Source organism: Myxococcus sp. CA023 (genome assembly GCF_010998615.1).
Classification (GTDB): Bacteria; Myxococcota; Myxococcia; order Myxococcales; family Myxococcaceae; genus Myxococcus.
Map to the genome: position 1 here is coordinate 43,915 of NZ_JAAEAH010000038.1, position 23,948 is coordinate 67,862.

Below are 23,948 nucleotides of genomic sequence, written 5' to 3' on the forward strand. Positions count from 1 at the left end.
GGAAGAGATGAAGCTGACGGATGTCCTCGCAGGATGTGGTGCCGAGCAGACCTCGGGCGGCCGTTCCGCGGTTGACGTCACCGGTGTGACGCAGGACTCGCGGCGCGTGAAGCCGGGAGACCTGTTCGTCGCCATTCCTGGCACAAAGGAGGATGGGGCCCAGTTCATCGGTGAGGCCGTGTCCCGTGGCGCCGTGGCGGTGGTGTCGGAGAAGCCGGTGCCGTCCTCTCAGGTGCCCTTCTTCAAGGTGAGCAGCGCTCGCAAGGCGCTGGCACTCATCGCGGCCAACTTCTACGGCCGCCCGGCGGACCAGCTGACGTTGCTGGGCATCACCGGTACGAACGGGAAGACGACCACCAGCTACCTGCTGGAGGCCATGAGCACCGCGGCGTACGCGTCCACCGGTGTCATCGGGACGCTGGGCTACAAGTTCGCTGGCCGCACGGTGGAGTGCGCCAACACCACGCCGGATCCGCTGGAGCTGCACCGCATCCTCCGGGAGATGGTGGAGGCGGGCGTGGAGACGGTCATCATGGAGGTGTCCAGCCATGCGCTCGCGCAGGAGCGCGTGCACGGGCTGACCTTCAAGGCCGCGGGCTTCTCCAACCTGAGCCGCGACCACCTCGACTACCACAAGGACATGGAGGACTACTTCCAGGCCAAGCGGAAGCTCTTCGCGGAGAACCTGTCCGCCACGGGCGTGGCGGTGGTGAACGGCGACGACACCTACGCCAGCCGCATCTACAACGAGCAGCGCGGCCAGAAGCGCATGGCGTGGAAGTTCAGCCGTCAGGGCTCCGGGGAGATTTCCGCGGCCGACGTGAGCTTCTCGCTCCAGGGCATCAAGGGCGTGCTGAAGACGCCCGCTGGTGACATCCCGCTCAAGAGCAAGCTCCTGGGGCCCCACAACCTGGAGAACATCCTCCTGGCGGTGGGCATTGGCCTGGGCGCGGGCTTCGCGCGGCGCGACGTGCAGGAAGGCATCGAGCGGATGATGCCGGTGGCCGGCCGCATGGAGCGCGTGGAGAACTACGGTCCGTCTGGCGCCCCCGCGGTGCTGGTGGACTACGCGCACACGGATGACGCGCTCAAGCGCTCCATCGAGGCGGCGCGCTCGCTGGCCAAGGGCCGCGTCATCGCGGTGTTCGGCTGCGGCGGGGACCGCGACAAGGGCAAGCGTCCGCTGATGGGCGCGGTGGCCGGTGAGGGCGCCGACCTGGCCGTCATCACCAGCGACAACCCCCGCACCGAGGACCCGGAGGAGATCATCTCGCAGGTGACCGCGGGCATCGAGAAGAGCGGCCTGCGCCGCATCTCCGCCGGCAAGGCGAAGAGCGGTGAGAAGGGCTACCTGGTCGACGCGGACCGCCGCGCGGCCATCGAGCAGGCCATCAGCCTGGCGTCCGCGGACGACGTCGTCCTCATCGCGGGCAAGGGCCACGAGACGTACCAGCAGGTCGGCGAGGAGAAGCTCGTGTTCGACGACCGGCAGGTGGCCGCGAAGGCGCTGGCCAACCGCACCGCTGGCTGAGCCCGAGCCTCCCAAGCCCCGTCGACCCGCCCGCCCATCTCTCACACCATGGCAGCTTCCTTCAGCGACGAAGAGGTGGTGCAGGCGACCGGGGCGACCCGGCGTGGCGGCCCGGCCCCGGCCGCCTACGCTACCGTCTGTACCGACACGCGGGCACTCACCCCCGGGTGCCTCTTCGTGGCCCTGGTGGGTGAGCGCTTCGACGCCCACGCTTTCGTGGACGCCGCGGCGAAGGGCGGGGCGGCTGGCGCGGTGGTGGCACGCGGGCGCCCGTTGCCCGCGCTGCCCGACGGGCTGACGCTCTATGAAGTGGATGACACCCTGCGTGCCCTGGGCGCGCTGGGACGGCACCACCGTCAGCGCTTCCGGATTCCGGTGTGCGCGGTGGGTGGCTCCAACGGGAAGACGACCACCAAGGAGATGGTGGGCGCCATCCTGGCCACGCGCGGGCCGGCGCTGAAGACCGAGGGCAACCTCAACAACGAGATTGGCGTCCCGCTGACGCTCTTCCGGCTGGAGCCGCGCCACGTCGCGGCGGTCATCGAAGTGGGGATGAACCAGCCGGGGGAAATCGAGCGGCTGGCGCGCGTCGTCCAGCCGGACGCGGGCGTCATCACGGTGGTCCAGCCCGAGCACCTGGAAGGGCTGGGCAGCATCGAGGGCGTGGCGGCGGCGGAGGGTGAGCTGTTCCAGGAGATGGGACACGGCACCACCATCGTGGTGAACGTGGACGACGCGCTCATCCCCGCGCAGGCGGAGCGCAGCGGAGCGCAGCGGCTGACGTTCGGCCGGGCGGAGCACGCGGACGTGCGGCTCGCGGACGTGAAGACGCTGGGCCGCGAGGGCATGGTGGCCACGGTGCGGCACCTGGGCCGCGAGTGGCCGGTGCGGCTGCACTTCGTGGGGCCACACAACGCGCAGAACGCGACGGCGGCCTTCGCGGTGGCGCTGGCGCTGGGCTACACGCCGGAGGAGTGCGTGCGCGGCCTGGAGTCGGCGCGGCCGTACTCGCGGCGCCTCAACGTGGTGGACGGGCAGCACGGCGTGACGGTCATCGACGACTGCTACAACGCCAACCCGGCCTCCATGGGCGCCGCGCTGGAGACGCTGGGCACGCTGGTGCCCGCGAGTGGCCGGGCCGTGGTGGTGCTGGGGGACATGCTGGAGCTGGGGCCGGGCGAGCTCGAGGAGCACGCGCGCCTGGGTGGCCAGATTCCCTCGCACGCGGCGCTGGCGGCATTTTTCGGTCCCCGCTCCTTGAAGGGGTGGGAGGCCGCTTCCATGGGTGAATCCGCCGCCCACTTCACCGACGTGGAGCCGCTGATGGCGTGGTTGGCGCCGCGGCTTCGCGAAGGTGACGTGGTGCTGGTGAAGGGCAGCCGCGGCATGCGGCTGGAGCGGGTGGTGGCCGCCCTGACGGGCACGGCCGCCCCCGGAGGAAACCACTAGTGCTGTACCTCCTCTACGAGGTCATCCAGAACTCCGAGGCGGGGCGCGTTCTCAACTTCCTGCGCTACCCCACCTTCCGCATCATCGCCGCGGGCGTCTTCGCGCTCCTCCTGGGCATGCTCATCGGGCCCAAGCTCATCGCCCGGCTGCGGCTGAAGCAGCACGGGCAGAGCAACGTGCGCGAGGACACGCCGGACTCGCACCAGAAGAAGAAGGGCACGCCCACCATGGGCGGCGCGCTCATCCTGCTGTGCATCGCGGCGGGCACGCTGCTGTTCGCGGACCTGAAGAGCCGCGCCGTCTGGGTGATGCTGCTGCTGACGCTGGGCTACGGCTTCATCGGCTTCCTGGATGACTGGCTCAAGCTGTCCAAGCGCAACTCCAAGGGCCTGGCCGGGCGCAAGAAGATGGTGCTGCAGACCTTCTTCTTCCTCGTCGCCGTGTTCGGTCTGCTGACGACGTGGACGCTGCCGGACGGCTCCTTCGGGCCCACGCTGCTCATCAACACCAAGCTGACGCTGCCCTTCATCCCCACGCGCTGGTTCAACCCGGACCTGGGCTGGTTCTACGTCTTCTTCGCGTGGATTGTCGTCGTGGGCACGTCCAACGCGGTGAACCTCACGGACGGCCTGGACGGTCTGGCCATCGTCCCCACCATCGTGTCCGCCATCACCTTCGCGGTGCTCTGCTACGTGGCGGGCACCACGCTGAGCATCGCGGACGCGGAGGTGGTGGGCGGCGTGTCGAAGCTGGTGGCCACGCCGCTGTACCAGTACCTGGGCGTCCTCCAGGTGCCGGGCGGCGCGGAGCTGGCGGTGTTCTGCGCGGCCATCGTCGGCGCGGGCATCTCGTTCCTGTGGTTCAACACCTACCCGGCCTCCGTCTTCATGGGCGACATCGGCTCGCTGGCCCTGGGCGGCGCGCTGGGCGGGCTGGCGATGCTGTCCAAGAACGAGGTGGTGTCCGCCATCATCCACGGCATCTTCTTCGCCGAAATCCTGAGCGTGATGATTCAAGTCACCTCCTTCAAGATGACGGGCAAGCGCGTCTTCAAGATGGCGCCGGTGCACCATCACTTCGAGCTCAAAGGAATGGCCGAGCCGAAGATCATCGTCCGTTTCTGGATCGTCTCCATCCTCTGTGGTGGCGTGGCGCTCCTGTCCCTGAAGCTCCGCTGAACCCGGAGGTGGCACGGCCATGACGTTGGCGCTGTCGGGTCAGAAGGTGCTGGTGTTCGGGCTCGCGAAGAGCGGCGTGGCCGCGCTGCGCCTGCTGCGTCAACAGGGCGCGGACGTCACGGCGCTGGACGCGCGTGGCGAGGACGCGCTGGGCGCGGTGGCCCACGAGGTGAAGGCGCTGGGTGCCACGCTGGTGTCCGGACCCACGCCGCCGGGGGTGCTCGCGTCGCAGGACCTGGTGGTGGTGAGCCCGGGCGTGCCGCTGGCGCTGCCGGAAATCCAGGCCGCGCGCGCGGCGGGTGTGGCGGTGTGGGGCGAGGTCGAACTGGCGGGCCGGCTGCTGTCCGGCGTGCCGCTGTTCGGCATCACCGGCACCAACGGCAAGAGCACCACCACGGCGCTCACGGGCACGCTCTTCGCCAGCGGTGGCAAGCGCACCTTCGTGGGTGGAAACCTGGGCCGGCCCTTCAGCGAGGCGGCCATGTCCCCGGACGACTGGGACGCGCTGGTGGTGGAGCTGTCCAGCTACCAGTTGGAGGGCATCCGCACGCTGCGCCCCCGGGGCGCGGCCATCCTCAACCTGACGCCGGACCACATCGACCGGTACCCCAGCCACGCGGCGTACGGCGAGGCGAAGGCGCGCATCTTCCAGCAGCAGCAGGCCGGTGACTTCGCGGTGGTCAACGCGGACGACGCGGACGTGCTGGGCCTGGCTCGCGCCGCGAAGGCGCCGGTCTACGGCTTCAGCCTTACGGGCAAGCCGGTGGCGGACGCCCCGGCGCTGGCGGGCCTGGCCGTGGCGGAGCCGGGCGGCTTCCGGCTGGCCTTCCTGGGGGAGCACTACACGCTGACGAACCGCGCGCTGCGCGGCGCCCACAACGCGCAGAACGCGATGGCGGCAGCACTGCTGGCGCGCCTGGGCGGCGTCACTTCGGGCGAAGTGCAGGCGGGGCTGGACGGCTACCCGGGCCTGCCGCACCGGCTGGAGAGCGTGCGCGTGCTGGATGGCGTCGAGTGGGTGAATGACTCGAAGGCCACCAACGTGGATTCGGTGCTGGTGGCGCTGCGCGCGTTTTCCAGCGGCGTGTGGCTGATTGCCGGCGGCAAGGGCAAGGGCGCGCCGTACGCGCCCATGGTGGAGGCGGGGCAGGGCAAGGTGAAGGGCGTGCTCACCATCGGCGACGACGCGGACACGCTGGCCCGGGCCTATGCCGGCGCGGTGCAGGTCCACGCGTGCGGCACCCTGGCCCAGGCGGTGGCGCGGGCGCGGGAGTTGGCGGAGCGGGGTGACAAGGTGCTGCTGTCGCCCGCGTGCGCATCCTTCGATCAGTTCAAGAACTTCGAGGACCGGGGCGATTCGTTCAAGCGCCTGGTGGAGGCGCTGTGACGGCATGAAGAACCCTTCTCCTCCGTCCTCCTCCCTTGTGCGCTTCGACCCGGTGCTGCTTTGCGCGGTGCTCGGGCTCGTGAGCTTCGGGCTGGTGATGGTGTACTCGGCCAGCGCGGTGCTGGCGCAGGACAAGCAGGGCGACAGCCTCTACTTCCTCAAGCGTCAGCTCGTCGCCGCGGGCCTGGGGCTGGGCGCCATGGCCGTGGCCATGAAGGTCGGCTGGCGCCGGCTGGCGCGCTGGGCCTATCCGCTGCTGCTGGCGGCCATCGTCCTGTTGGTGCTGGTGAACATCCCCGGCATCGGCAGCACGGCGGGTGGCGCGCGGCGGTGGATCCGCCTGCCGGGCTTTGGTCTGCAGCCGGCGGAGGTGGCGAAGTTCGCCTGGGTCGTCTACCTGTCCTACTCGCTGGCGAAGAAGCGGGAGAAGGTGGCGAAGTTCTCCGTGGGCTTCGTTCCGCACCTCGCGCTGTGCGGCATCCTGGTGTTGCTTTGTATGATGCAGCCCGACTTCGGCAGCAGCGTGCTGCTGGTGTTCATGCTCTTCGTGCTGCTGTTCGCGGCGGGCGCGAAGCTGAGCTATCTGGTCGGCATGGTGCTGCTGGCGTTGCCCATGGCCTACGTGGCCATTGCCTCCAGTCCGTACCGCATGAAGCGCATCCTGGCCTTCATGGACCCGTGGGCGCACCGGCATGACGTGGGCTACCAGGTGGCCGAGTCGCTGATGTCCATCGGTTCGGGCGGCGTGGTCGGCCTGGGCCTGGGCGACGGACGGCAGAAGCTCTTCTTCCTGCCGGAAGCCCACACTGACTTCATCTTCTCCATCATCGCCGAGGAGACGGGCCTCATTGGCGTGGGCCTGCTGGTGGTGCTGTACGGCGTCGTGCTGTGGCGCGGCGTCCGGGCCAGCCTGGCGGCGGGGGAGACGTTCGGAACGTACCTGGGGCTGGGCATCAGCTCCATCATCGCGTTCCAGGCCGCGGTCAACATGTGCGTGGCCATGGGGTTGCTGCCGACGAAGGGGCTGACGCTGCCCTTCGTGTCGTACGGAGGTTCGTCACTGGTGGTGTTGATGGGTGCGGCTGGAGTGCTGTTGTCGTTGAGCGCGAACACCCAGGGGGCCGCGAGGCCCAGCCGGGTGGGAACCGACATGCGGGAGGTGGCGGCATGATGAAGGTGCTCATCGCGGGTGGGGGCACGGGCGGACATCTCTTTCCGGGCATCGCCCTGGCGGAAGAGGTGGTGACACGGCATCACCGCAACGAGGTCGTCTTCGTGGGCACCGAGCGCGGCATCGAGTCGCGCGTGGTGCCAAAGGAAGGTTATCCGCTGGAGTTGGTGAAGGTGCAGGGCCTCAAGGGCAAGGGCTTCTTGTCCCTGCTCAAGGCGCTCTTCGCGCTGCCGCTGGCCTTCATCGAGTCCTTTCGCATCCTCGCCCGGCAGAAGCCGGACGTGGTGGTGGGCGTGGGTGGCTACGCCAGCGGGCCGGTGGTGCTGGCCGCGTGGCTGATGGGCATCCCCACCGCCATCCAGGAGCAGAACGCGCTGCCCGGCTTCACCAACAAGGTGCTGGGCCGCATCGTGCGCGTCGTGTTCATCGCCTTCGAGGAGGCGCGCGCCTTCTTCCCGGAGAAGAAGGTCCAGCTCATCGGCAACCCCATCCGCCGCAAGCTGATGGACAACTACCTGCGCAGCCACGTCGCGCACGAGCGCTTCTCCGTGCTCGTCTTCGGCGGCAGCCTGGGCGCGCGGGGCATCAACCAGCGGATGACGGAAGCGCTGGACTCGCTGGGCGACCTGAAGGACAGCCTGCACTTCGTCCACCAGACGGGGAAGAACGACCTGGAGTCGGTGCGCAAGGGCTACGCGGACAAGGGCTTCCAGGCGGAGGTGGTGGAGTTCATCGACGACATGTCCAGCGCCTATGCCCGCGCGGACCTCGTCGTATGTCGCGCCGGCGCGACGACCCTCGCGGAGCTGACCGTCTGTAAGAAGGCCAGCATCCTGATTCCCTTCCCGCACGCCACGGACGACCACCAGGCCGTCAACGCGCGGGCGTTGGTGGATGCTGGCGCGGCGCTGATGTTTCGCGAGTCGGAGCTCACCGGGGAGAAGCTGGCGCAGACGGTGCGTGAGCTGAAGAGCCACCCCGAGCGCCTCAAGAGCATGGAGAAGAAGGCGGGCCTGTTGGGCCGTCCCGAGGCCGCCAAGGAACTGGCGGACGTGTGCGTGGACCTGATGGTCCAGACGTGGGGCCCCAACGGCCGCGAGCGCACCCCCATCGAAGCCGAGAAGAAGGCCCCCAGGAGCCATTCGTGACGCGTAACAAGCCCCCCAGCCTCTTCAAGACGCGCCATGCGGCGCAGGTCCACTTCGTGGGGCTCGGTGGTATCGGCATGAGTGGCATCGCCGAGGTGCTGCTGAACCTGGGCTACCGGGTGTCCGGCTCCGACTTGCGCGAGAGCGACATCACCCGGCGCCTGGCGCGCATGGGCGCGACCTTCTTCGAAGGCCACCGCGCGCAGAACCTGATCCAGGCGGACGTGGTGGTGATTTCCTCCGCGGTGCGCAAGGACAACCCGGAGGTGGTCGCCGCCCGGCAGCGGAAGATTCCCGTCATCCCCCGTGCGGAGATGCTCGCGGAGTTGATGCGCCTGAAGTACGCGGTCGCCGTGGCTGGCAGCCACGGGAAGACGACGACGACGTCCATGGTGGCCACCGTGCTGAGCGCGGCGGGGCTGGACCCGACGGCGGTGGTGGGCGGCAAGGTGAACGTGCTCGACTCCAACGCCAAGCTGGGCAAGAGCGAGCTGATGGTGGTGGAGGCCGACGAGAGCGACGGCAGCTTCCTCCACCTGCATCCGTCCATTGCCATCGTCACTAACATCGACCCGGAGCACATGGACCACTACGGCGACCTGGACACGCTCCAGTCCGCCTTCGTGGAGTTCTGCAACCGGGTGCCGTTCTACGGCCTCAACGTGCTGTGCCTGGACAACCCCAACGTCCAGGCGCTGCTTCCGCGCATCGAGAAGCGCTTCGTCACCTACGGCAGCTCGCACATGGCGGATTACCGGCTGGAGAACATCCAACTGGACGGCTTCACCACGCGCTTCCACGCCTACCGCCGGGAGGAGTCGCTGGGTGAGTTCCGCGTGCGGATGGTGGGCGCGCACAACGCATTCAACGCGCTGGCCGTCATCGCCGTGGCGGAGGAGATGGACATCCCGCTGGAGACGGTCCGCGAGTCGCTGGCCGAGTTCGGCGGCGTGCAGCGGCGCTTCACCGTGCGCGGCGAAGCCCAGGGCATCACCGTGGTGGACGACTACGGGCACCACCCCACGGAAGTGCTGGCCACGCTGGCTGGCGCGCGGCGAGCCTTCGGACGCCGGGTGGTGGTGGCCTTCCAGCCGCACCGCTACACGCGCACGCATGACCTGATGAAGGAGTTCACCACCTCCTTCAATGATTCGGACGTGCTCTTCGTCACCAGCGTCTACGCGGCGGGTGAGGAGCGCATCAATGGCGCCACGGGCGACGCGCTGGCGGACGCCGTCCGCGCCCACGGCCACCGCGACGTCACGTTCGTGGAGAAGCGCACCGACCTGCCGGCGGCGCTGCTGCCGCGTCTGCGCGAGGGTGACCTGGTGCTGACGCTGGGCGCGGGTGACATCACCCACGTGGGGCCGGAGTTGCTCGAGCTGCTGCGCACCACCCCCCTGTCGAAGGACTAGCGCCATGGTGGAAGCGGGCGTGAAGACGGCGCTGGCGGCGCGCGTGGAGTCGCTGGGCGGCTGTGAGGTGAAGGCGGGCGAACCGCTGGCGCCTCTCACCAGCGTCCGGGCCGGCGGCGCCGCGGAAGCCCTGGTGCGCCCGCGCTCGCCAGACGCCCTGGTGGCGCTGCTGAAGCTGGCGCGCGAAGAGGGTGTCCCCGTTTCGATTCTGGGCGGCGGCGCCAACACGCTGGTGGGGGACGGCGGGGTGCCCGGCCTGACGCTGAAGCTGCCTGGAGACCTCTTTCCGGAGGTGGCCGACGTGGGCCCCGAGGAAGGGCGGCTCACCCTGGGCGCGGGGGCGGCCATCGTCCGCCTCATCAACATCATGCGGGCCCACGCGCTGGTGGGGGCGGAGTTCCTGGCCGGCATCCCCGGCACGCTGGGCGGCGCGGTGTCGATGAACGCCGGCACCAAGAACGGCGAGGCCTTCCGCGTCATCGAAGCGGTGGAAGTGGCCACGGCGGACGGGGTGGGGTGGCTGACGAAGGCGCAGGTGCCGCATTCCTACCGTCACTCCGAATTGCCGCCGGGCGGCGTCGTCACCCGGGTGCGTTTCGCGCTGCGCAAGGGGGACGTGGTGGCCTCCAAGGCCGTCATGGACGCTGACCTGGGTTACCGGAAACGGACACAGCCGCTCAGTCAGCCCAACTTCGGCAGCGTCTTCACCAACCCGCCGGGCGACCATGCCGGACGGCTCATTGAACTGGCGGGCCTGAAAGGGTACTCGCTGGGGCGCGCGCAGGTGTCCACCCTGCACGCCAACTGGATTGTGAACCTGGGCGGTGCCACTGCCCGCGACGTGCTGGGACTCGTCACCCTCATGCAGCAGCGGGTGCTCGAGCAGTCCGGCGTCGACATGAAACCCGAAGTCAAGCGCCTGGGAGACTTCCTGTGACTCCGAATCGCGGTCCCTTCACGAAGGACGAGCTCAAGCAGAAGCGTGTCGGCGTGCTGTTGGGCGGAATGTCCGCGGAGCGCGACGTGTCCCTGCGTACCGGTGAGGCCGTCTCCGGGGCGCTGCGCGGGCTGGGCTACGACGTGGTGGAGATTGACGTGGGCCGGGATTTGCCCGCGCGCCTGGCGGCGGAGAAGGTGGACGTGGCGTGGCTGGCCGTCCACGGGCGTTATGGCGAGGACGGCTGTCTCCAGGGACTGCTGGAGTCGCTCTTCATTCCTTATACCGGCAGCGGCGTGCTGGCCTCCGCGCTGGGCATGGACAAGGTGTACGCCAAGCAGGTCTTCGTGGCCCATGGCATCCCCACGCCCGCATACCGTTCCTTCCGGGACGCCGCGTCGGCGCTGGCGGCGGCGGACAGCCTGCCCTTCCCGTTTCCAGTGGTGGTGAAGCCCAGCCGCGAAGGCAGCAGCGTGGGCGTGCACATCTGCAAGACGCGGGACGCCTACGAGGCCGCCGTGACGGACGCGGCGAAGTACGCGGGCACCCTGCTGGTGGAGCAGTTCGTCAAGGGACGCGAAGTGCAGGGTGGCGTGCTGGACGATGAGGCCCTGGGCGTCATCGAGGTCCGCGCCGCGCGCGAGTTCTACGACTATGACGCGAAGTACAAGGCGGGCACCGGCACGCAGTACCTCTTCCCCGCGCCCCTGCCTCCGGATCAGTATGCGCGGGTGAACGAGGTGTGCCTGGCCGCGCACCAGGCCCTGGGGTGTAGCGGGGGCTCGCGATCGGACGTCATCGTCACCGACGGGGGCGAGGTGTTCCTTCTGGAAACCAACACGCTGCCGGGCATGACGGCCTCGAGCCTCTTGCCCAAGATTGCCGCGGGGCGCGGTATCGACTTTCCCGCCCTGTGTGAGCGCCTGCTGCTGGGCGCGTGTCTCAAGGCCTGAGCGTCTTGGGGGACTGCGAGCGTTGCGCTCACCTGCGAGACGCGCCCATGGCACCGCGACCGGGTTTCGGGAAGGTGCCGCGGCGGATGAAGACGCCGCGGCGCTTTGGGCGGGCGGGCCTCTTTACTTCCGGATTTGCACCGTGACGGAGGTGAACACCTCGATGGTCTGCCCGTTCTCCTGGACGTGGGTGCTCTCGAAGCTCACCGGCTTGATGTAGAGGGCGTTCGCCCGGTGCTCATTGGTGGACCTGGGGCCAAATCTCGCCAACTGCGTCGTGTGCATGGCCATGCCCGTGCAGTTTTGGCAGATGGGTGCGAGGTGCACGAACACCGTGCCGCCCTCAATCTGGTTCGTCCCATTGGTCTTCCGCTTCGGTACCGAGATGAACAACTGCTGAGGCTTCTCATCCGGCTTGCCACTAAGGGGAATCTCCCAGACTGCCCCCAGCGGGAGGGGGCTGGTGCTGTCCTCGTTGTTGTCCAGCGGACGGAGCGTGACAGTGGTGAAGCCCGTGTTGTCGAGGGCCGAGTTGACCTTGAAGAGATCCTCCTTCTTCGTCCACCCGAGCCAGTGGAGCTGCGCGAGGCTGTAGTTGTCCGACGCGAAGATGCTCATGTACGAGCTCGCGTCGCCGGACGAGTTGATCTTGCCGGTCGCGGAGTTGAGCACGCTGCTGTGCGCGAGGCCGAGGACGTGCCCGACCTCGTGGATGAAGTCCCGGGGCAGGGTGCTGATGAGGTTGGCCCTGTTCGAGCCGGCATTCGAGGAAGGGCACACCCCTTTGGGCAGCACGAAGATGGTCAGGAAGTCGCTCGATTTATGTCCGGCTCGCAGCGCGGCATCGTTCTTCACCGCGCTGCAGGTAGTCCTGGTCACGGTCACGTTCTGCCTGATGAAGCCCAGGTGCAGCCGGTTTCGAGACATGACGGATGTCTTGGCTTGCAGGACGTCCAGGGCATTCTGGATGGACACCCAACTGGGCGTCGTCTTGCCAGCGAGCGAGACGCGGACGACCTTGACGTTGTGCGCCTGGTTGACATCGCCCACCCTGGCGTTGAAGTTCTTGACGCAGGTCAACTCGTTGGGGGCGCAGTCGTAGTCGAACGGAGAGGGGCGCGCCGCGAAGCCCTGAATCTGGAACGAGCGCACGTTGTCGTTCGCGCTGGCGCCGCTCGCGAACGAGGTCTCGCAGAGGTTCGTGTCGCTAGCGACGAAGACGGAGTCTCCGGTGCAGTTCGCTCCGGCATGGAGCGTCACGGTCTTCCCGAAAGGCACGTCGACGTAGGATGCGCCGACGGTTTCCGGGAGTGTGTGGCAGCCGCTGGCTTCGGTCTCCTGAATCACCTGGGAGGCGCCGTCGCAGTTTTCACGCATGCGGACGGGCGGCGTGTTCACGCCGATGAGCTGCGCGCGCAGCGTGGGCCAGTTGGCCGCCGTGCAGTTTCCGGACTGCACCTCATCGAGGAAGGTGCCGTCATCGAGCTCCGGGTGCTCGTAGAACCTGCATGTATCCTCCATCTCGCTCCAGTGCTCCCAGTCACAGGCCCCCGTGTTCACGTACGTCGCGATGCACGAGAGCGCCGCTTCCAGCGACGATGAGACGACCGCCTGCCTGGAGGACGCGATGGCCTCCTCTGTGACGGTGACTCCGGGCTGCTCGTGGGCGGGTTGCTCCCCCTCTTCGCCTTGGCACCCTGACACCAGTGCTCCGCACAGCAGGACGGCCGTCATGGTCAGCTTCTGCATACTTCCCTCTCGCAGCCCGTGGCTGCGTCCCACGGTGCACGACGTGCATGTGGATGGCTTTTGCAACTCGATGGATGGGTCAACCCGCCGGCTGTGACGTCAAGGGCTGCATGGCCCGCGGGTTACACGGCCAACACCCTTCCCGCAGTGACGCCTCTCGCCAATTTTCATATAAACATGGATAATTTCGGAAATCCTGAAATTTAGGATTCCATTTCACGATGCCGTTCATCCAAAACGGTGCTTCGCAGGGGCTGGGGCGTCGCTGGTGCGCCTGGCCGAGCCTCCAGCACGCCATGGCCCACCGAGATGAAGCGCCCGCGCGGCGGCAAGGAAGGAGGCCCGCTCCCTCAACTCGAGGGGAACACCCTTGAAATTCGGGGGGAGGGAGAAGGAATGTGCGCTGCGCCTTTCGCGAGCCCCGTGAGAAACAACCAGCCCCGGACCCGATGGACGAACGCGCCCGCTACAGCGACGTGCCTGTAGCCAAAAACTGGCGTGGCTCCGCATCTGCGCACAGCATGCGTCAACCCTTTTCTCCCCATGGCCTTCGGTAAATCCAAGAACCGCCGCCGTCAGGACGCCGCCCAGCAGAAAGAGGCGGTCCGGGGCGCGGTGCGTTCGCACGGGCCAGGGGTGCTCAAGGTGCTGGGGGTGACCCTGGGCACCGGACTGCTGGTGTGGGGTGGGGTGGCGCTGCGGGAGTGGGCGCTGACGTCGCCGCGCTTCGAACTGGAGGCGGTGTCCTTCTCCGGCCTCCAGCGCGCCTCCCGCGTGGAGTTGCTGCGGCTGGCGGCGCTGACGAAGGGCCAGAATCTGTGGACGCTGGATGTGGACGCGCTGGAGCGCGCCATGCACCAGCACCCCTGGCTGCGCACGGTGGAGGTGACGCGGCGTTTCCCCAACCGCGTGTCGGTGGAGGTGACGGAGCACGTGCCGGTGGCCATGGCGGTGCTGGGGGAGCTGTACGTCCTGGACGAGGAAGGCGATCCCTTCAAGCGGGTGACGCCCGGGGACGGACTGGATTTGCCCCTGGTGACAGGCCTGGACCGGGAAGGTTATGTAGCGGACCCGGCGGCGGCGCGGGAGCGCCTCCGTTCGGCGCTGACGGTGGCCAGCGCGTACGCGCGGCTGTCACCCGAGAAGGCCGAACAGTTGTCGGAGGTCCGCCTGGAGGCGCAGAGCCTGGCGCTGGTGACGGCGTCCGGGCAGGAAGTGCGCCTGGGTGAAGGAGATTCCGAGGTCAAGCTGCAGCGTCTTGCCCGTGTCCGGCGCGAACTGGGTGCGAGGGGGCTTGCAGCGGAGATCATTCACCTGGATAACCGTGCCCGGCCCGGCTGGGTGGCGGTGAAGATTTCGAGCCCCGCGTCCGAGAGGAGCGGGGCTTCGATGCGGTAAGAGGACGCGCCCCTTTCACGAGAGTGGGGGGCCTGGGAGGGTTGTCATGGCGAAGCAGAAGTCGGGGGAGATCATCGTCGGCCTCGACATCGGCACGACGAAGATCTGCGCCATCGTCGGAGAGCTGACCGACAGCGGCATCGACATCATCGGCATCGGTACGCATCCGTCGAAGGGTCTGCGCAAGGGCGTGGTGGTGAACATCGAGGCGACCGTCTCTTCCATCCGCCGCGCGGTGGAAGAAGCGGAGCTCATGGCGGGGGCGGAGATTTCCCACGTCTACACGGGCATCGCCGGAGGCCACATCAAGGGCTTCAATTCCCAGGGCATCGTCGCCGTCAAGGACAAGGAGGTCCGCGAGGCGGACATCGCCCGGGTCATTGACGCGGCCAAGGCCGTGGCGATTCCGCTGGACCGGGAGGTCATCCACGTCCTCCCGCAGGAGTTCATCATCGACGACCAGGGCGGCATCAAGGAGCCCCTGGGCATGGCGGGCGTCCGGCTGGAGGCCAAGGTCCATATCGTCACTGGCGCGGTGTCCAGCGCGCAGAACATCGTCAAGTGCGCCAACCGCACCGGGCTCAATGTCTCCGACATCGTCCTCCAGCCGCTGGCCAGCGCGGAGGCGGTGCTGGGCGAGGACGAGAAGGAGCTGGGCGTGTGCCTCGTCGACATCGGCGGCGGCACCACGGACATCGCCATCTTCTCCGGCGGCTCCATAGTCCACACGGCGGTGATTGCGCTGGGCGGCAACAACCTCACCAGCGATATCGCTATTGGCCTGCGCACCCCCGCGCACGAGGCCGAGCGCATCAAGCAGAAGTACGGTTGCGCGCTGTCGTCGCTCATCAACAAGGACGACACCATTGAAGTGCCCAGCGTCGGGGGCCGTCATCCCCGCGTGCTCGGGCGGCAGATTCTCTGTGAAATCCTGGAGCCGCGCGTGGAGGAGATCTTCCAGCTCGTGCACCGCGAAATCCAGAAGTGCGGCTACGAGGACCTGCTGGCCTCGGGCGTGGTGATTACGGGTGGCTCCACGCTGCTGGCCGGCATGCCGGAGCTGGCCGAGGAAGTCCTGGGCCTGCCCGTCCGCCGCGGCATGCCGCGTGGCATTGGCGGTCTGGTGGATGTGGTGAAGAGCCCCATGTACGCCACCGGCGTGGGTCTGGTCGTCTACGGTGCCCGCCACCTGGACCGGCGCATGTTCCGCATCCGCGAGGAGAACGTGTACAAGAAGGTGAAGGGCCGCATGCGCGAGTGGCTCGAGGAAATCTTCTGACGCGCCGGGCCGAGCGCCCACCGCGTTGCCAAAGGGCTCTCCGAAAGGGGGGCCCTTTTTTGTTGGCCGTGGGCCACACCCTGCGTCCCGGTTGACGCGTCAGCGTCTTGGTTTGACGCGTCAGCCGACCTGGTGGGTTGCCCTCCGAAGTGCCCGAGCCGGTCCAGTTTCCGGAATCTGGATCCGTGGTTCGGATGGGGCACGGGATACCCCGTGAGGCGGGCGCTGAAATCCTCGGAATCTCCAGGGTCGTAGATTGGACAGAGGCTGGCTCTCGGATTGCTATGTGCGGCATTTGCCGCTGGAGCCACACCCCCCAGCGACCCCAGGTTTATGAATCGAAAGACCTTTTACGTCCCCCTGTTTAGTCGGGCCTTCCGAGGACGCCTCGGCTTGGCCATCGCACCCCTGGTGCTGCTGTGCGCGGCCCTGCTGGGTCCTGTGGCGAAGGCCGCGGCGGACAGCTTTGGCCTGGGGAACGGGAGCAGCGGCGCGCTGACCGTCGGTGTCGCCGGCACTGTCATCAACAGCTACACGCGGGTGACGGCCGCGGTGCCCGCGGGGCAGAGCTTCGTGACGGTGGCCTCGACCACGGGCTTCGCGGCGGGGAACCTGGTGATGGTGCACCAGGCCACGGGGCTCACGGCGCCCGCGTCTGGCAGTCAGACGCCCATCAACCTGACGGGGGGCCCGGTGGGCCGCTGGGAGTTCGCGCGGATTCAGAGCCTCACGGCGACGCGGCTCAACTTCTCGCAGCCGCTCACGGTGGCCTTCGCGGCCGTCGGGACGCAGGCGATTCGGGTGCCCGAGTACACCAGCGTGACGGTGAACGCCGCGGCCAGCCTCGTGGCGCAGCCCTGGAATGGGACGACGGGCGGTGTGCTGGCCTTCCTGTCACAGGGGCCGGTGAGCAACGTGGGCGCCATCCACGCGGATGGCCAGGGGTTCCGCGGAGGCTTCGCCTGGAACGGTGACGGAGACGGCTGCACGGCCATGGACCAGGCCTTTCCGGGTGGGACGGAGAAGGGGGAAGGCCTGGTGCCCGGCCGTTTCGGTGCTGGGAACTACCCGCCCGCCTCGGGGACGACGGGCCGGGGCAACATCGCGAACGCCGGTGGTGGCGGCGTCTGCCACAACTCGGGTGGCGGTGGCGGCAGCAACGCGGGTGCGGGCGGCATCGGCGGACGGACGTGGGTGGGTGAAGAGGCTCCCGCGGCCCGCGAGGTGGGCGGTCTCGGTGGCGTCTCGCTGACCTTCGATGCGGTGTCCTATGCGGTGTTCGGCGGCGGTGGTGGCGCGGGCCACGGCAACGACGACGCGGCGGGCGGGGGCAGCGCGGGTGGAGGTGTCGTGTTCTTCCGCGCGGCCTCGCTCTCGGGGGCCGGTCGCGTGTCGGCGAACGGGTTGGCGGGAGTCAACGCCCAGGGGACTGGCAATGACGCCGCGGGCGGCGCTGGCGCTGGCGGTACTGTGTACCTGCGCGTCACCGGAGGCTTGGCCTGTTCGGCCAATACGGTGACGGCCCGTGGTGGCGCTGGTGGCAGCACCACGTACGACCAGCACGGAACGGGTGGCGGTGGCGGTGGTGGTCGTGTGCTGATTCAGGGCGCGACGGTCGGATGCACGCCGGTCGTCACGGGCGGCGCCGCGGGCACGCAGCCGACGGCCAGCGCTCCGGACGGGCTCACGTATGGTGCCGCCCCTGGCAACCCCGGTGTCGTCGCCATCCTGCCGGGTGCCTTCCCGGCGAGCGTGGCGGCCCCCGTGGTGACGACACCGGCCAACGGCTCTACCACTGGCGTTCGCCCGGTCATCACCGGCACGGCCCCCGCGAACTCCACGGTGGTCATCTTCGTGGATGGCGTCGAAGTGGGCCGCGCGACGGCGGACGCCTTGGGGAACTTCAGCTTCACGCCGACCGCGGATCTGTCCGTCGGCGCGCACACGGTGAATGCCTACGCCCAGCTCCAGGGCGTGTCGTCCGTGCTGAGCAACACCAATAGCTTCACCGTGGTCTCCGACACCACGCCTCCGGATACCACCATCGTGAGTGGACCGCCGGCGGTGACGGATTCCGCCAGCGCGACATTTGACTTCAGCTCCAACGAGAGCCCGGTGACGTACGAGTGCTCGCTGAATGGCGGCCCATTCGTAGCCTGCACGGACCCGCAGACGTTCACGGGGCTGAGCGAGGGCGACCAGACGCTGGCGGTACGCGCGCGGGATGCGGCGGGCAACGTGGACCCGACGCCCGCGACGTACGCGTGGACGGTGGACACGATCGCGCCGGACACGACGATTGTCAGCGGCCCTTCGGGGACGACGACGTCCAACAGCGCGACGTTCGACTTCAGCTCGAATGAGAGCCCGGTGACGTACGAGTGCTCGCTGGACGGCGGCCCGTTCGTGGCCTGCACGGACCCGCAGACGTTCACGGGCCTGGCGGATGGTGCGCACACCCTGGCGGTGCGCGCGGTGGACGCGGCGGGCAATGTGGACTCGACGCCCGCCACCCGGACGTGGACGGTGGATGCCACCGCGCCGGACACCACCATCGTGAGCGGCCCGGCGACGGTGACGAACGCCACCATCGCGACGTTCGACTTCAGCTCCAACGAGAGCCCGGTGACGTACGAGTGCTCGCTGAATGGCGCGCCCTTCACGGCCTGCACGGACCCGCAGATGTTCACGGGGCTGAGCGAGGGCGACCAGACGCTGGCGGTGCGCGCGGTGGATGCGGCGGGCAACGTGGACCCGACACCCGCGACGTATGCGTGGACGGTGGACACGACGGCGCCGGACACGACGATTGTCAGCGGCCCTTCGGGGACGACGACGTCCAGCAGCGCGACGTTCGACTTCAGCTCGAATGAGAGCCCGGTGACGTACCAGTGCTCGTTGGACGGCGCGCCGTTCGTGGCCTGCACGGACCCGCAGACGTTCACGGGCCTGGCGGACGGTGCGCACACCCTGGCGGTGCGCGCGGTGGACGCGGCGGGCAATGTGGACCCGACGCCCGCCACCCGGACGTGGACGGTGGATGCCACCGCGCCGGATACCACCATCGTGAGTGGCCCGCCGGCGGTGACGAACGCCACCAGCGCGACGTTCGACTTCAGCTCCAACGAGAGCCCGGTGACGTACCAGTGCTCGCTGAATGGCGCGCCCTTCACGGCCTGCACGGACCCGCAGATGTTCACGGGCTTGAGCGAGGGCGACCAGACGCTGGCGGTGCGCGCGGTGGATGCGGCGGGCAACGTGGACCCGACGCCCGCGACGTACGCGTGGACGGTGGATACGACGTCGCCGGTGGTGGTCATCACCACGCCCGCGGACGGCGCGGTGCTCGATGTGCCGGTGGTGACGTACTCCGGTACGACGGAGCCGGGCAGCACGGTGACGGTGGTGGTGGATGGCGTCACGGTGGGTACGGTGGTGGCCGACCCGTCCGGCAACTGGTCGCTCCCCGTGGGCGACACGCTGTCGGAGGGCCCCCACACGGTGTCCGTCACGGCGGAGGACGAGGCGGGCAACACCAGCACGACGGTGACGCACACGTTCATCGTGGACACGGAGCCGCCGGACACCCTCATCATCTCGGGCCCGCCGCTGGCAGACGCGCCCGGCACCGCGACGTTCGACTTCGATTCGGACGAGTCCCCGGTGACGTACGAGTGCAGCCTGGACGGCGCGGCGTACGTGCCGTGCTCGGACCCGGTCACCTTCACGGGCCTGGCGGAAGGCAGCCACACGCTGAGCGTCCGCGCGATCGACGCAGCGGGCAACGTGGACGACACGCCGGCCACCTACACCTGGTCGGTCGCGGTCGACACGGATGGCGACGGCCTGACGGACGCCGAGGAGGTTGTGCTGGGCACCGACCCGACCAACCCCGACACGGACGGCGACGGACTGCCGGACGGCATCGAGGTGAATACCGCGGGGACGGATCCGCTCGACGACGACTCGGATGATGACGGCATCCTGGATGGCAACGAGGACGCCAACCACAACGGCATCGTCGATGATGGCGAGACGGACCCGAACAACTGGGATACCGATGGCGACCTGCTGTCGGACGGTCTGGAGCTGGGCCTCGCCGAGCCCCAGGGCGCCGACACGGACATGACGCGCTTCGTGGCGGACTCCGACCCGACCACGACGACGGACCCGCTCAACCCCGACACGGACGGCGGCAGCGTGCGTGACGGCATCGAGGACGCCGACCGCAACGGCCGGGTGGACCCGGGCGAGACGGATCCGCTCAACCCCGCGGACGACGTCGACTCCGACGGCGACGGCATCGACGACGCGACCGAAATCGCGTGGGGCCTGGACCCCAACGACGCGGACAGCGACGACGACGGCGTGCCGGACGGCATTGACGGCATCACCGACACGGATGGTGACGGCCTCATCGACGCGTTGGATCCGGACAGCGACAACGACGGCATCCTGGATGGCACGGAGATGGGCGTGACGCTGGAGAGCGCTCCGGCGGACACGGACCGCACCTCGCCCAACTTCCGTCCGGACGCGGACCCGACCACCACCACCGACCCGAAGAACCCGGACTCGGACGGTGACGGCCTGATGGACGGCGAGGAAGACGCCAACCATGACGGCCGCGTCGACACCACGGAGACGGACCCGAACAACCCGGACACGGACGCTGACGGCCTGACGGACGGCGTGGAGGTGCGTGGCTCCAACCCCACCAACCCGCTGAACCCGGACACGGACGGCGACGGCCTGCTGGACGGCGCGGAGGACGCCAACCGCAACGGCTCCTTCGACAACGGCGAGACGGACCCGAACAACGCCGACACGGACGGCGGCGGCGTGAACGACGGCGAGGAAGTCTCCGGTGGGACCAACCCGCTGGACGGCAACGACGACTTCGTCATCTCTGGCCGTGGGTGCAGCACGAGCGGGGCGGGCACCTTCGCTCCGCTGGCGCTGCTGCTGCTCGGGCTGCCCCTGCTGGGCCGCTTCCGCCGCTCGGCGGGGCGGGCCGGTGGGGCCCCTGTGGCCGCCGCCGCCGTGCTGGCGCTGGCGGTCCTGATGGTGTCGCGGCCGGCCGTGGCGCAGGTGCCCACGCTGTCCGCGTCCCAGTCCATCGACGTGCAGCAGTACAAGCCGGGGCCGAGCTCGAAGGACATCCTGGGCGTCCAGAGCGCCCAGGTGCATTCCCATCTGGGTTGGAACGTGGGCGTGTCCGTCAACTACGCGGACAAGCCGCTCAACTTCATGGACCCGCGCTCGGGCCGGTTCATCACCGCGCTGGTGCGCAGCCAGGTGGGTGTGGACCTGATGGGCTCGGTGGGCCTCTTCGACCGCTTCGAGCTCGGCGTGCTGCTGCCGGTGACGCTCCAGCGTTCGCAGGCGGCGCCCATGGTGGACCCGTCCTTCGCCCAGGGCGTGGGCTCGGGTGGCATCGGTGACCTGCGCCTGGTGCCCAAGGCCCGCCTCCTGGAGGAGGGCTCCTTCGGCCTGGCCCTGACGGTGCCGGTGGTGCTGCCCACGGGCGGCGGCTCCGACTTCCTCGGGGGCTCGGGCGTGGGCGTGCAGCCGCGCCTGGTGGCCGAATACGGCGAGCGGTTTCGCGTGGCCGCCAACGTGGGCATGGACTTCCGGGAGAAGCAGCAGCTGCGCAACCTGAACCTGGGCAACGCGGTGTCCTACGGCGTGGGTGCCGAGCTGCCCTTCACGGTGCGCGAGGTGCCGCTGGCGCTCGCGGCCACGCTGGTGGGCGCGGTGAACCTGGAGCAGCAGGACACCGAGGAGCGCCCGCTGGAGCTGTTGGCGGCGCTGAAGTACCGCGCGCTGGGCGGATTCTCCGCGCACGTGGGCGGCGGGCCGGGGCTCACCCGCGGCTACGGCACGCCGGGCTTCCGGCTGCTCGCGGGCTTCAGCTACAGCCCGGAGCCGTCCCGTGAGCCCACGCAGGCCGCGCCGGTGGACACGGACGGCGACGGCATCCTGGATATCGACGACGCCTGCCCGACGGAGCCCGAGGACAAGGATGGCTTCCAGGATGAGGACGGCTGCCCCGACCCCGACAACGACGCGGACGGCATCCCCGACACGGCGGACACGTGCCCGAACGAGCCGGAGACGGTCAACGGCTTCGAGGACACGGATGGCTGCCCGGATGTGGCGCCGCCTCCGCCGCCGGTGGACACGGATGGCGACGGCATCATGGACCCGGATGATCGCTGCCCCAACGACCCGGAGGACAAGGACGGCTTCCAGGACGAGGACGGGTGCCCGGACCCGGACAACGATAGGGACGGCATCCCGGACACCGAGGACAAGTGCCCGAACGAGCCGGAGACCATCAACGGCTTCCAGGACGAGGACGGCTGCCCCGACAAGGGCAAGGTGAAGGTGCTCGTGGATGGCGAGCGCATCGTCATCCTGGAGAAGGTCTACTTCGCGACCGGAAAGGACGTCATCCTGGCCCGCTCGTTCCCGCTGCTGAAGCAGGTGGCCGCGGTGCTGCGCGCCAACCCGCAGGTGGAGCTGGTCCGCATCGAGGGCCACACGGACGACCAGGGCAACGACGCGAAGAACCTGGACCTGTCCCAGCGCCGCGCGAACAACGTGCGCGCCTTCCTGGTGAAGGAGGGCATCGCCGAGGGCCGCATGGAGGCGGTGGGCTACGGCGAGACGAAGCCGGTGGACACCAACAAGACGGCGAAGGGCCGCGAGAACAACCGCCGCGTGGGGTTCACCATCCTCCGCGTGGGGAAGGTGGAAGTGGAACGCGAGGCGCGCTGACCCACTGGCTCTGAATCCCCGGTGAAACACACCGGGTGATTTCAGCGAGGGTGGCTCCGAAAGAGATTTCGGGGCCACCCGTCGTTTTTTGAGGCATACTGCGCCCCACCCGCCAAGCAGTGCCGTGTATCGCGAGTCAAGGGGCGAAGTTCACCCACCGCGCCGCACGCCCGTACGTCCTTGCGTTTGCGTAAGTGCGCGTCAGGACTCAGACGCGCAGCATCCCGCTACAGGCTCGTAGCGGAATACTTGCCAAAGCGTGGGACTTGCTGATGATTGTGGGGGTTGGGAGCACGCGCGCTGCATCGTGCGACTCCGGGCGAGAGGACCACCATGGACCAGTTCGATCAGAACAAGCAGGCCGCCAAGATTCGGGTCGTCGGGGCGGGTGGGGCCGGCTGCAACGCCGTCAATACGATGATCTTGTCCAAGCTCGACCGGGTGGACTTCATCGCCGCCAACACCGATGTCCAGGCGCTCGCCGCGAGCAAGGCGCCCACCCGGCTTCAGTTGGGCCAGACGCTGACGAAGGGCCTGGGCGCGGGCGCCAACCCGGAGATGGGCCGCGAGGCCGCCCTGGAGTCGCGTGACCAGATTGCCGCGGTGCTCGAGGGCGCCGACATGGTGTTCGTCACCGCCGGCATGGGCGGCGGCACCGGCACGGGCGCCGCGCCCATCATCGCGGACATCGCCAAGAGCCTGGGTTGCCTCACGGTGGGCGTCGTCACCAAGCCCTTCCTCTTCGAGGGCAACAAGCGCCGCAAGCAGGCCGAGCAGGGCATCGTGGAGCTCAAGGCCGCGGTGGACACGCTCATCACGATTCCGAACCAGCGCCTGCTGTCGCTCTCCAACGAGCCGATGCCGCTGCTGGAGACCTTCAAGCGCGCGGACGAGGTCCTGCTGAACGCCGTGCAGGGCATCAGCGACCTCATCCAGTACCACGGCTACATCAACGTCGACTTCGCCGACGTGAAGACCATCATGAGCGACAAGGGCATCGCGCTCATGGGTACGGGCAACTCGACCGGTGACAAGCGCGCGCTGATTGCCATGCAGCAGGCCATCGCCAGCCCGCTGCTGGAGGACGTCTCCATCGACGGCGCCACGGGCCTGCTCATCAACATCACCGGTGGCCGCGACATGACCCTGCAGGAGGTCAACGAGGCCCTGACGCTGGTGCACGACGCCGCCGACAGCGAGGCGGAGATCATCTTCGGCTCGCTCATCGACGAGAACATCTCGGATGAGGTGAAGATCACCATCATCGCCACGGGCTTCGTGCACCGCGACGCGCCCAAGGTCCGCACGGTGGCGCCGGTGGTGCAGGTGCCGCTGTCGCGTCCGGCGCCGTCCGTGCTGGCGAATGCGCGTGAGGAAGTCGCCAGCCTGGTGCCCACGAAGGGCAGCGGCTCGCGGCCCCTATCCGTGGAGAGCGCCAAGTCGGTGAGCGCCCGCACCGCGGTGGTGAAGGATGCGCCGCTGCCGCTGGACGAGGACCAGTTCGACATCCCCACCTTCCTGCGGCGGCAGGGCCAGACGGAACTGCCGTAAGGGGCAGGGGAGACGCGGG

The 23,948-nt window shown here is 68.7% G+C and carries 14 protein-coding genes; 13 read left to right on the forward strand and 1 reads right to left on the reverse strand.

Features of this window, described 5'->3' with window-relative positions:
• Positions 1–7 precede the first annotated feature (7 nt).
• Genes F8M74_RS18155 through F8M74_RS18195 form a run of 9 tightly spaced genes read left to right on the forward strand, consistent with a single transcriptional unit; the run spans position 8 to position 11,169 of the window.
• On the forward strand, positions 8–1,531 hold the full coding sequence (locus tag F8M74_RS18155) for a UDP-N-acetylmuramoyl-L-alanyl-D-glutamate--2,6-diaminopimelate ligase (protein WP_140865686.1): 1,524 nt from the start codon (positions 8–10) through the stop codon (positions 1,529–1,531).
• A gap of 48 nt (positions 1,532–1,579) precedes the next feature.
• Positions 1,580–2,980, forward strand: coding sequence for a UDP-N-acetylmuramoyl-tripeptide--D-alanyl-D-alanine ligase (gene murF, locus F8M74_RS18160; RefSeq protein WP_141254388.1), 1,401 nt, complete (start codon positions 1,580–1,582; stop codon positions 2,978–2,980).
• On the forward strand, positions 2,980–4,158 hold the full coding sequence (gene mraY / locus F8M74_RS18165; protein ID WP_090490193.1) for a phospho-N-acetylmuramoyl-pentapeptide-transferase: 1,179 nt from the start codon (positions 2,980–2,982) through the stop codon (positions 4,156–4,158). Before murF ends, mraY begins: the two co-directional genes overlap by 1 nt.
• Before the next feature lie 19 nt (positions 4,159–4,177).
• On the forward strand, positions 4,178–5,545 hold the full coding sequence (gene murD / locus F8M74_RS18170) for a UDP-N-acetylmuramoyl-L-alanine--D-glutamate ligase (protein WP_141254389.1): 1,368 nt from the start codon (positions 4,178–4,180) through the stop codon (positions 5,543–5,545).
• 4 nt (positions 5,546–5,549) lie between these two features.
• Positions 5,550–6,716, forward strand: a complete 1,167-nt coding sequence (ftsW, locus tag F8M74_RS18175) for a putative lipid II flippase FtsW (protein ID WP_141254390.1) — start codon at positions 5,550–5,552, stop codon at positions 6,714–6,716.
• A complete protein-coding gene (gene murG / locus F8M74_RS18180; RefSeq protein WP_140865674.1) occupies positions 6,713–7,864 on the forward strand; it encodes an undecaprenyldiphospho-muramoylpentapeptide beta-N-acetylglucosaminyltransferase in 1,152 nt (383 codons plus the stop codon). The genes ftsW and murG overlap by 4 nt, the downstream gene beginning before the upstream one ends.
• Positions 7,861–9,279, forward strand: a complete 1,419-nt coding sequence (murC, locus tag F8M74_RS18185; RefSeq protein ID WP_141254391.1) for a UDP-N-acetylmuramate--L-alanine ligase — start codon at positions 7,861–7,863, stop codon at positions 9,277–9,279. Before murG ends, murC begins: the two co-directional genes overlap by 4 nt.
• A 4-nt stretch (positions 9,280–9,283) precedes the next feature.
• Complete coding sequence (gene murB, locus F8M74_RS18190) at positions 9,284–10,216, forward strand: UDP-N-acetylmuramate dehydrogenase (RefSeq protein ID WP_141254392.1); 933 nt, start codon at positions 9,284–9,286, stop codon at positions 10,214–10,216.
• Positions 10,213–11,169: a D-alanine--D-alanine ligase gene (locus F8M74_RS18195; protein WP_141254393.1), complete on the forward strand. Its 957-nt coding sequence runs from the start codon at positions 10,213–10,215 to the stop codon at positions 11,167–11,169. Before murB ends, F8M74_RS18195 begins: the two co-directional genes overlap by 4 nt.
• 123 nt (positions 11,170–11,292) lie before the next feature.
• Here the strand turns inward: F8M74_RS18195 and F8M74_RS18200 are convergent, their stop codons facing one another.
• On the reverse strand, positions 11,293–12,918 hold the full coding sequence (locus tag F8M74_RS18200) for a hypothetical protein (protein ID WP_228559414.1): 1,626 nt from the start codon (positions 12,916–12,918) through the stop codon (positions 11,293–11,295).
• Positions 12,919–13,461: 543 nt separating this feature from the next.
• Here F8M74_RS18200 and F8M74_RS18205 point away from each other — a divergent pair.
• The 4 genes from F8M74_RS18205 (at position 13,462) to ftsZ (ending at position 23,929) form a co-directional block, all read left to right on the forward strand.
• Complete coding sequence (locus F8M74_RS18205) at positions 13,462–14,316, forward strand: cell division protein FtsQ/DivIB (RefSeq protein WP_171410319.1); 855 nt, start codon at positions 13,462–13,464, stop codon at positions 14,314–14,316.
• Positions 14,317–14,362: 46 nt separating this feature from the next.
• Positions 14,363–15,595, forward strand: coding sequence for a cell division protein FtsA (gene ftsA / locus F8M74_RS18210; RefSeq protein WP_011555553.1), 1,233 nt, complete (start codon positions 14,363–14,365; stop codon positions 15,593–15,595).
• A 333-nt stretch (positions 15,596–15,928) separates the two neighbouring features.
• The gene (locus F8M74_RS18215) at positions 15,929–22,378 is read left to right on the forward strand and encodes an Ig-like domain-containing protein (RefSeq protein ID WP_228559412.1); all 6,450 of its coding nucleotides are present in this window, start codon (positions 15,929–15,931) and stop codon (positions 22,376–22,378) included.
• A gap of 333 nt (positions 22,379–22,711) precedes the next feature.
• Positions 22,712–23,929 carry a cell division protein FtsZ gene (gene ftsZ / locus F8M74_RS18220; protein WP_141254396.1) on the forward strand — a complete coding sequence of 406 codons (1,218 nt, stop codon included), beginning with the start codon at positions 22,712–22,714 and terminating at the stop codon, positions 23,927–23,929.
• The last annotated feature ends 19 nt before the right edge of the window (positions 23,930–23,948 follow it).

Coding starts and splice junctions, on each gene's coding strand:
- F8M74_RS18215 (WP_228559412.1), top strand. CDS start 15,929: ATGAATCGAAAGACCTTTTACGTCCCCCTGTTTAGTCGGGCCTTCCGA.
- ftsW (WP_141254390.1), top strand. CDS start 5,550: ATGAAGAACCCTTCTCCTCCGTCCTCCTCCCTTGTGCGCTTCGACCCG.
- F8M74_RS18155 (WP_140865686.1), top strand. CDS start 8: ATGAAGCTGACGGATGTCCTCGCAGGATGTGGTGCCGAGCAGACCTCG.
- murB (WP_141254392.1), top strand. CDS start 9,284: ATGGTGGAAGCGGGCGTGAAGACGGCGCTGGCGGCGCGCGTGGAGTCG.
- murG (WP_140865674.1), top strand. CDS start 6,713: ATGATGAAGGTGCTCATCGCGGGTGGGGGCACGGGCGGACATCTCTTT.
- F8M74_RS18200 (WP_228559414.1), bottom strand. CDS start 12,918: ATGCAGAAGCTGACCATGACGGCCGTCCTGCTGTGCGGAGCACTGGTG.
- murD (WP_141254389.1), top strand. CDS start 4,178: ATGACGTTGGCGCTGTCGGGTCAGAAGGTGCTGGTGTTCGGGCTCGCG.
- F8M74_RS18205 (WP_171410319.1), top strand. CDS start 13,462: ATGGCCTTCGGTAAATCCAAGAACCGCCGCCGTCAGGACGCCGCCCAG.
- murF (WP_141254388.1), top strand. CDS start 1,580: ATGGCAGCTTCCTTCAGCGACGAAGAGGTGGTGCAGGCGACCGGGGCG.
- ftsA (WP_011555553.1), top strand. CDS start 14,363: ATGGCGAAGCAGAAGTCGGGGGAGATCATCGTCGGCCTCGACATCGGC.
- ftsZ (WP_141254396.1), top strand. CDS start 22,712: ATGGACCAGTTCGATCAGAACAAGCAGGCCGCCAAGATTCGGGTCGTC.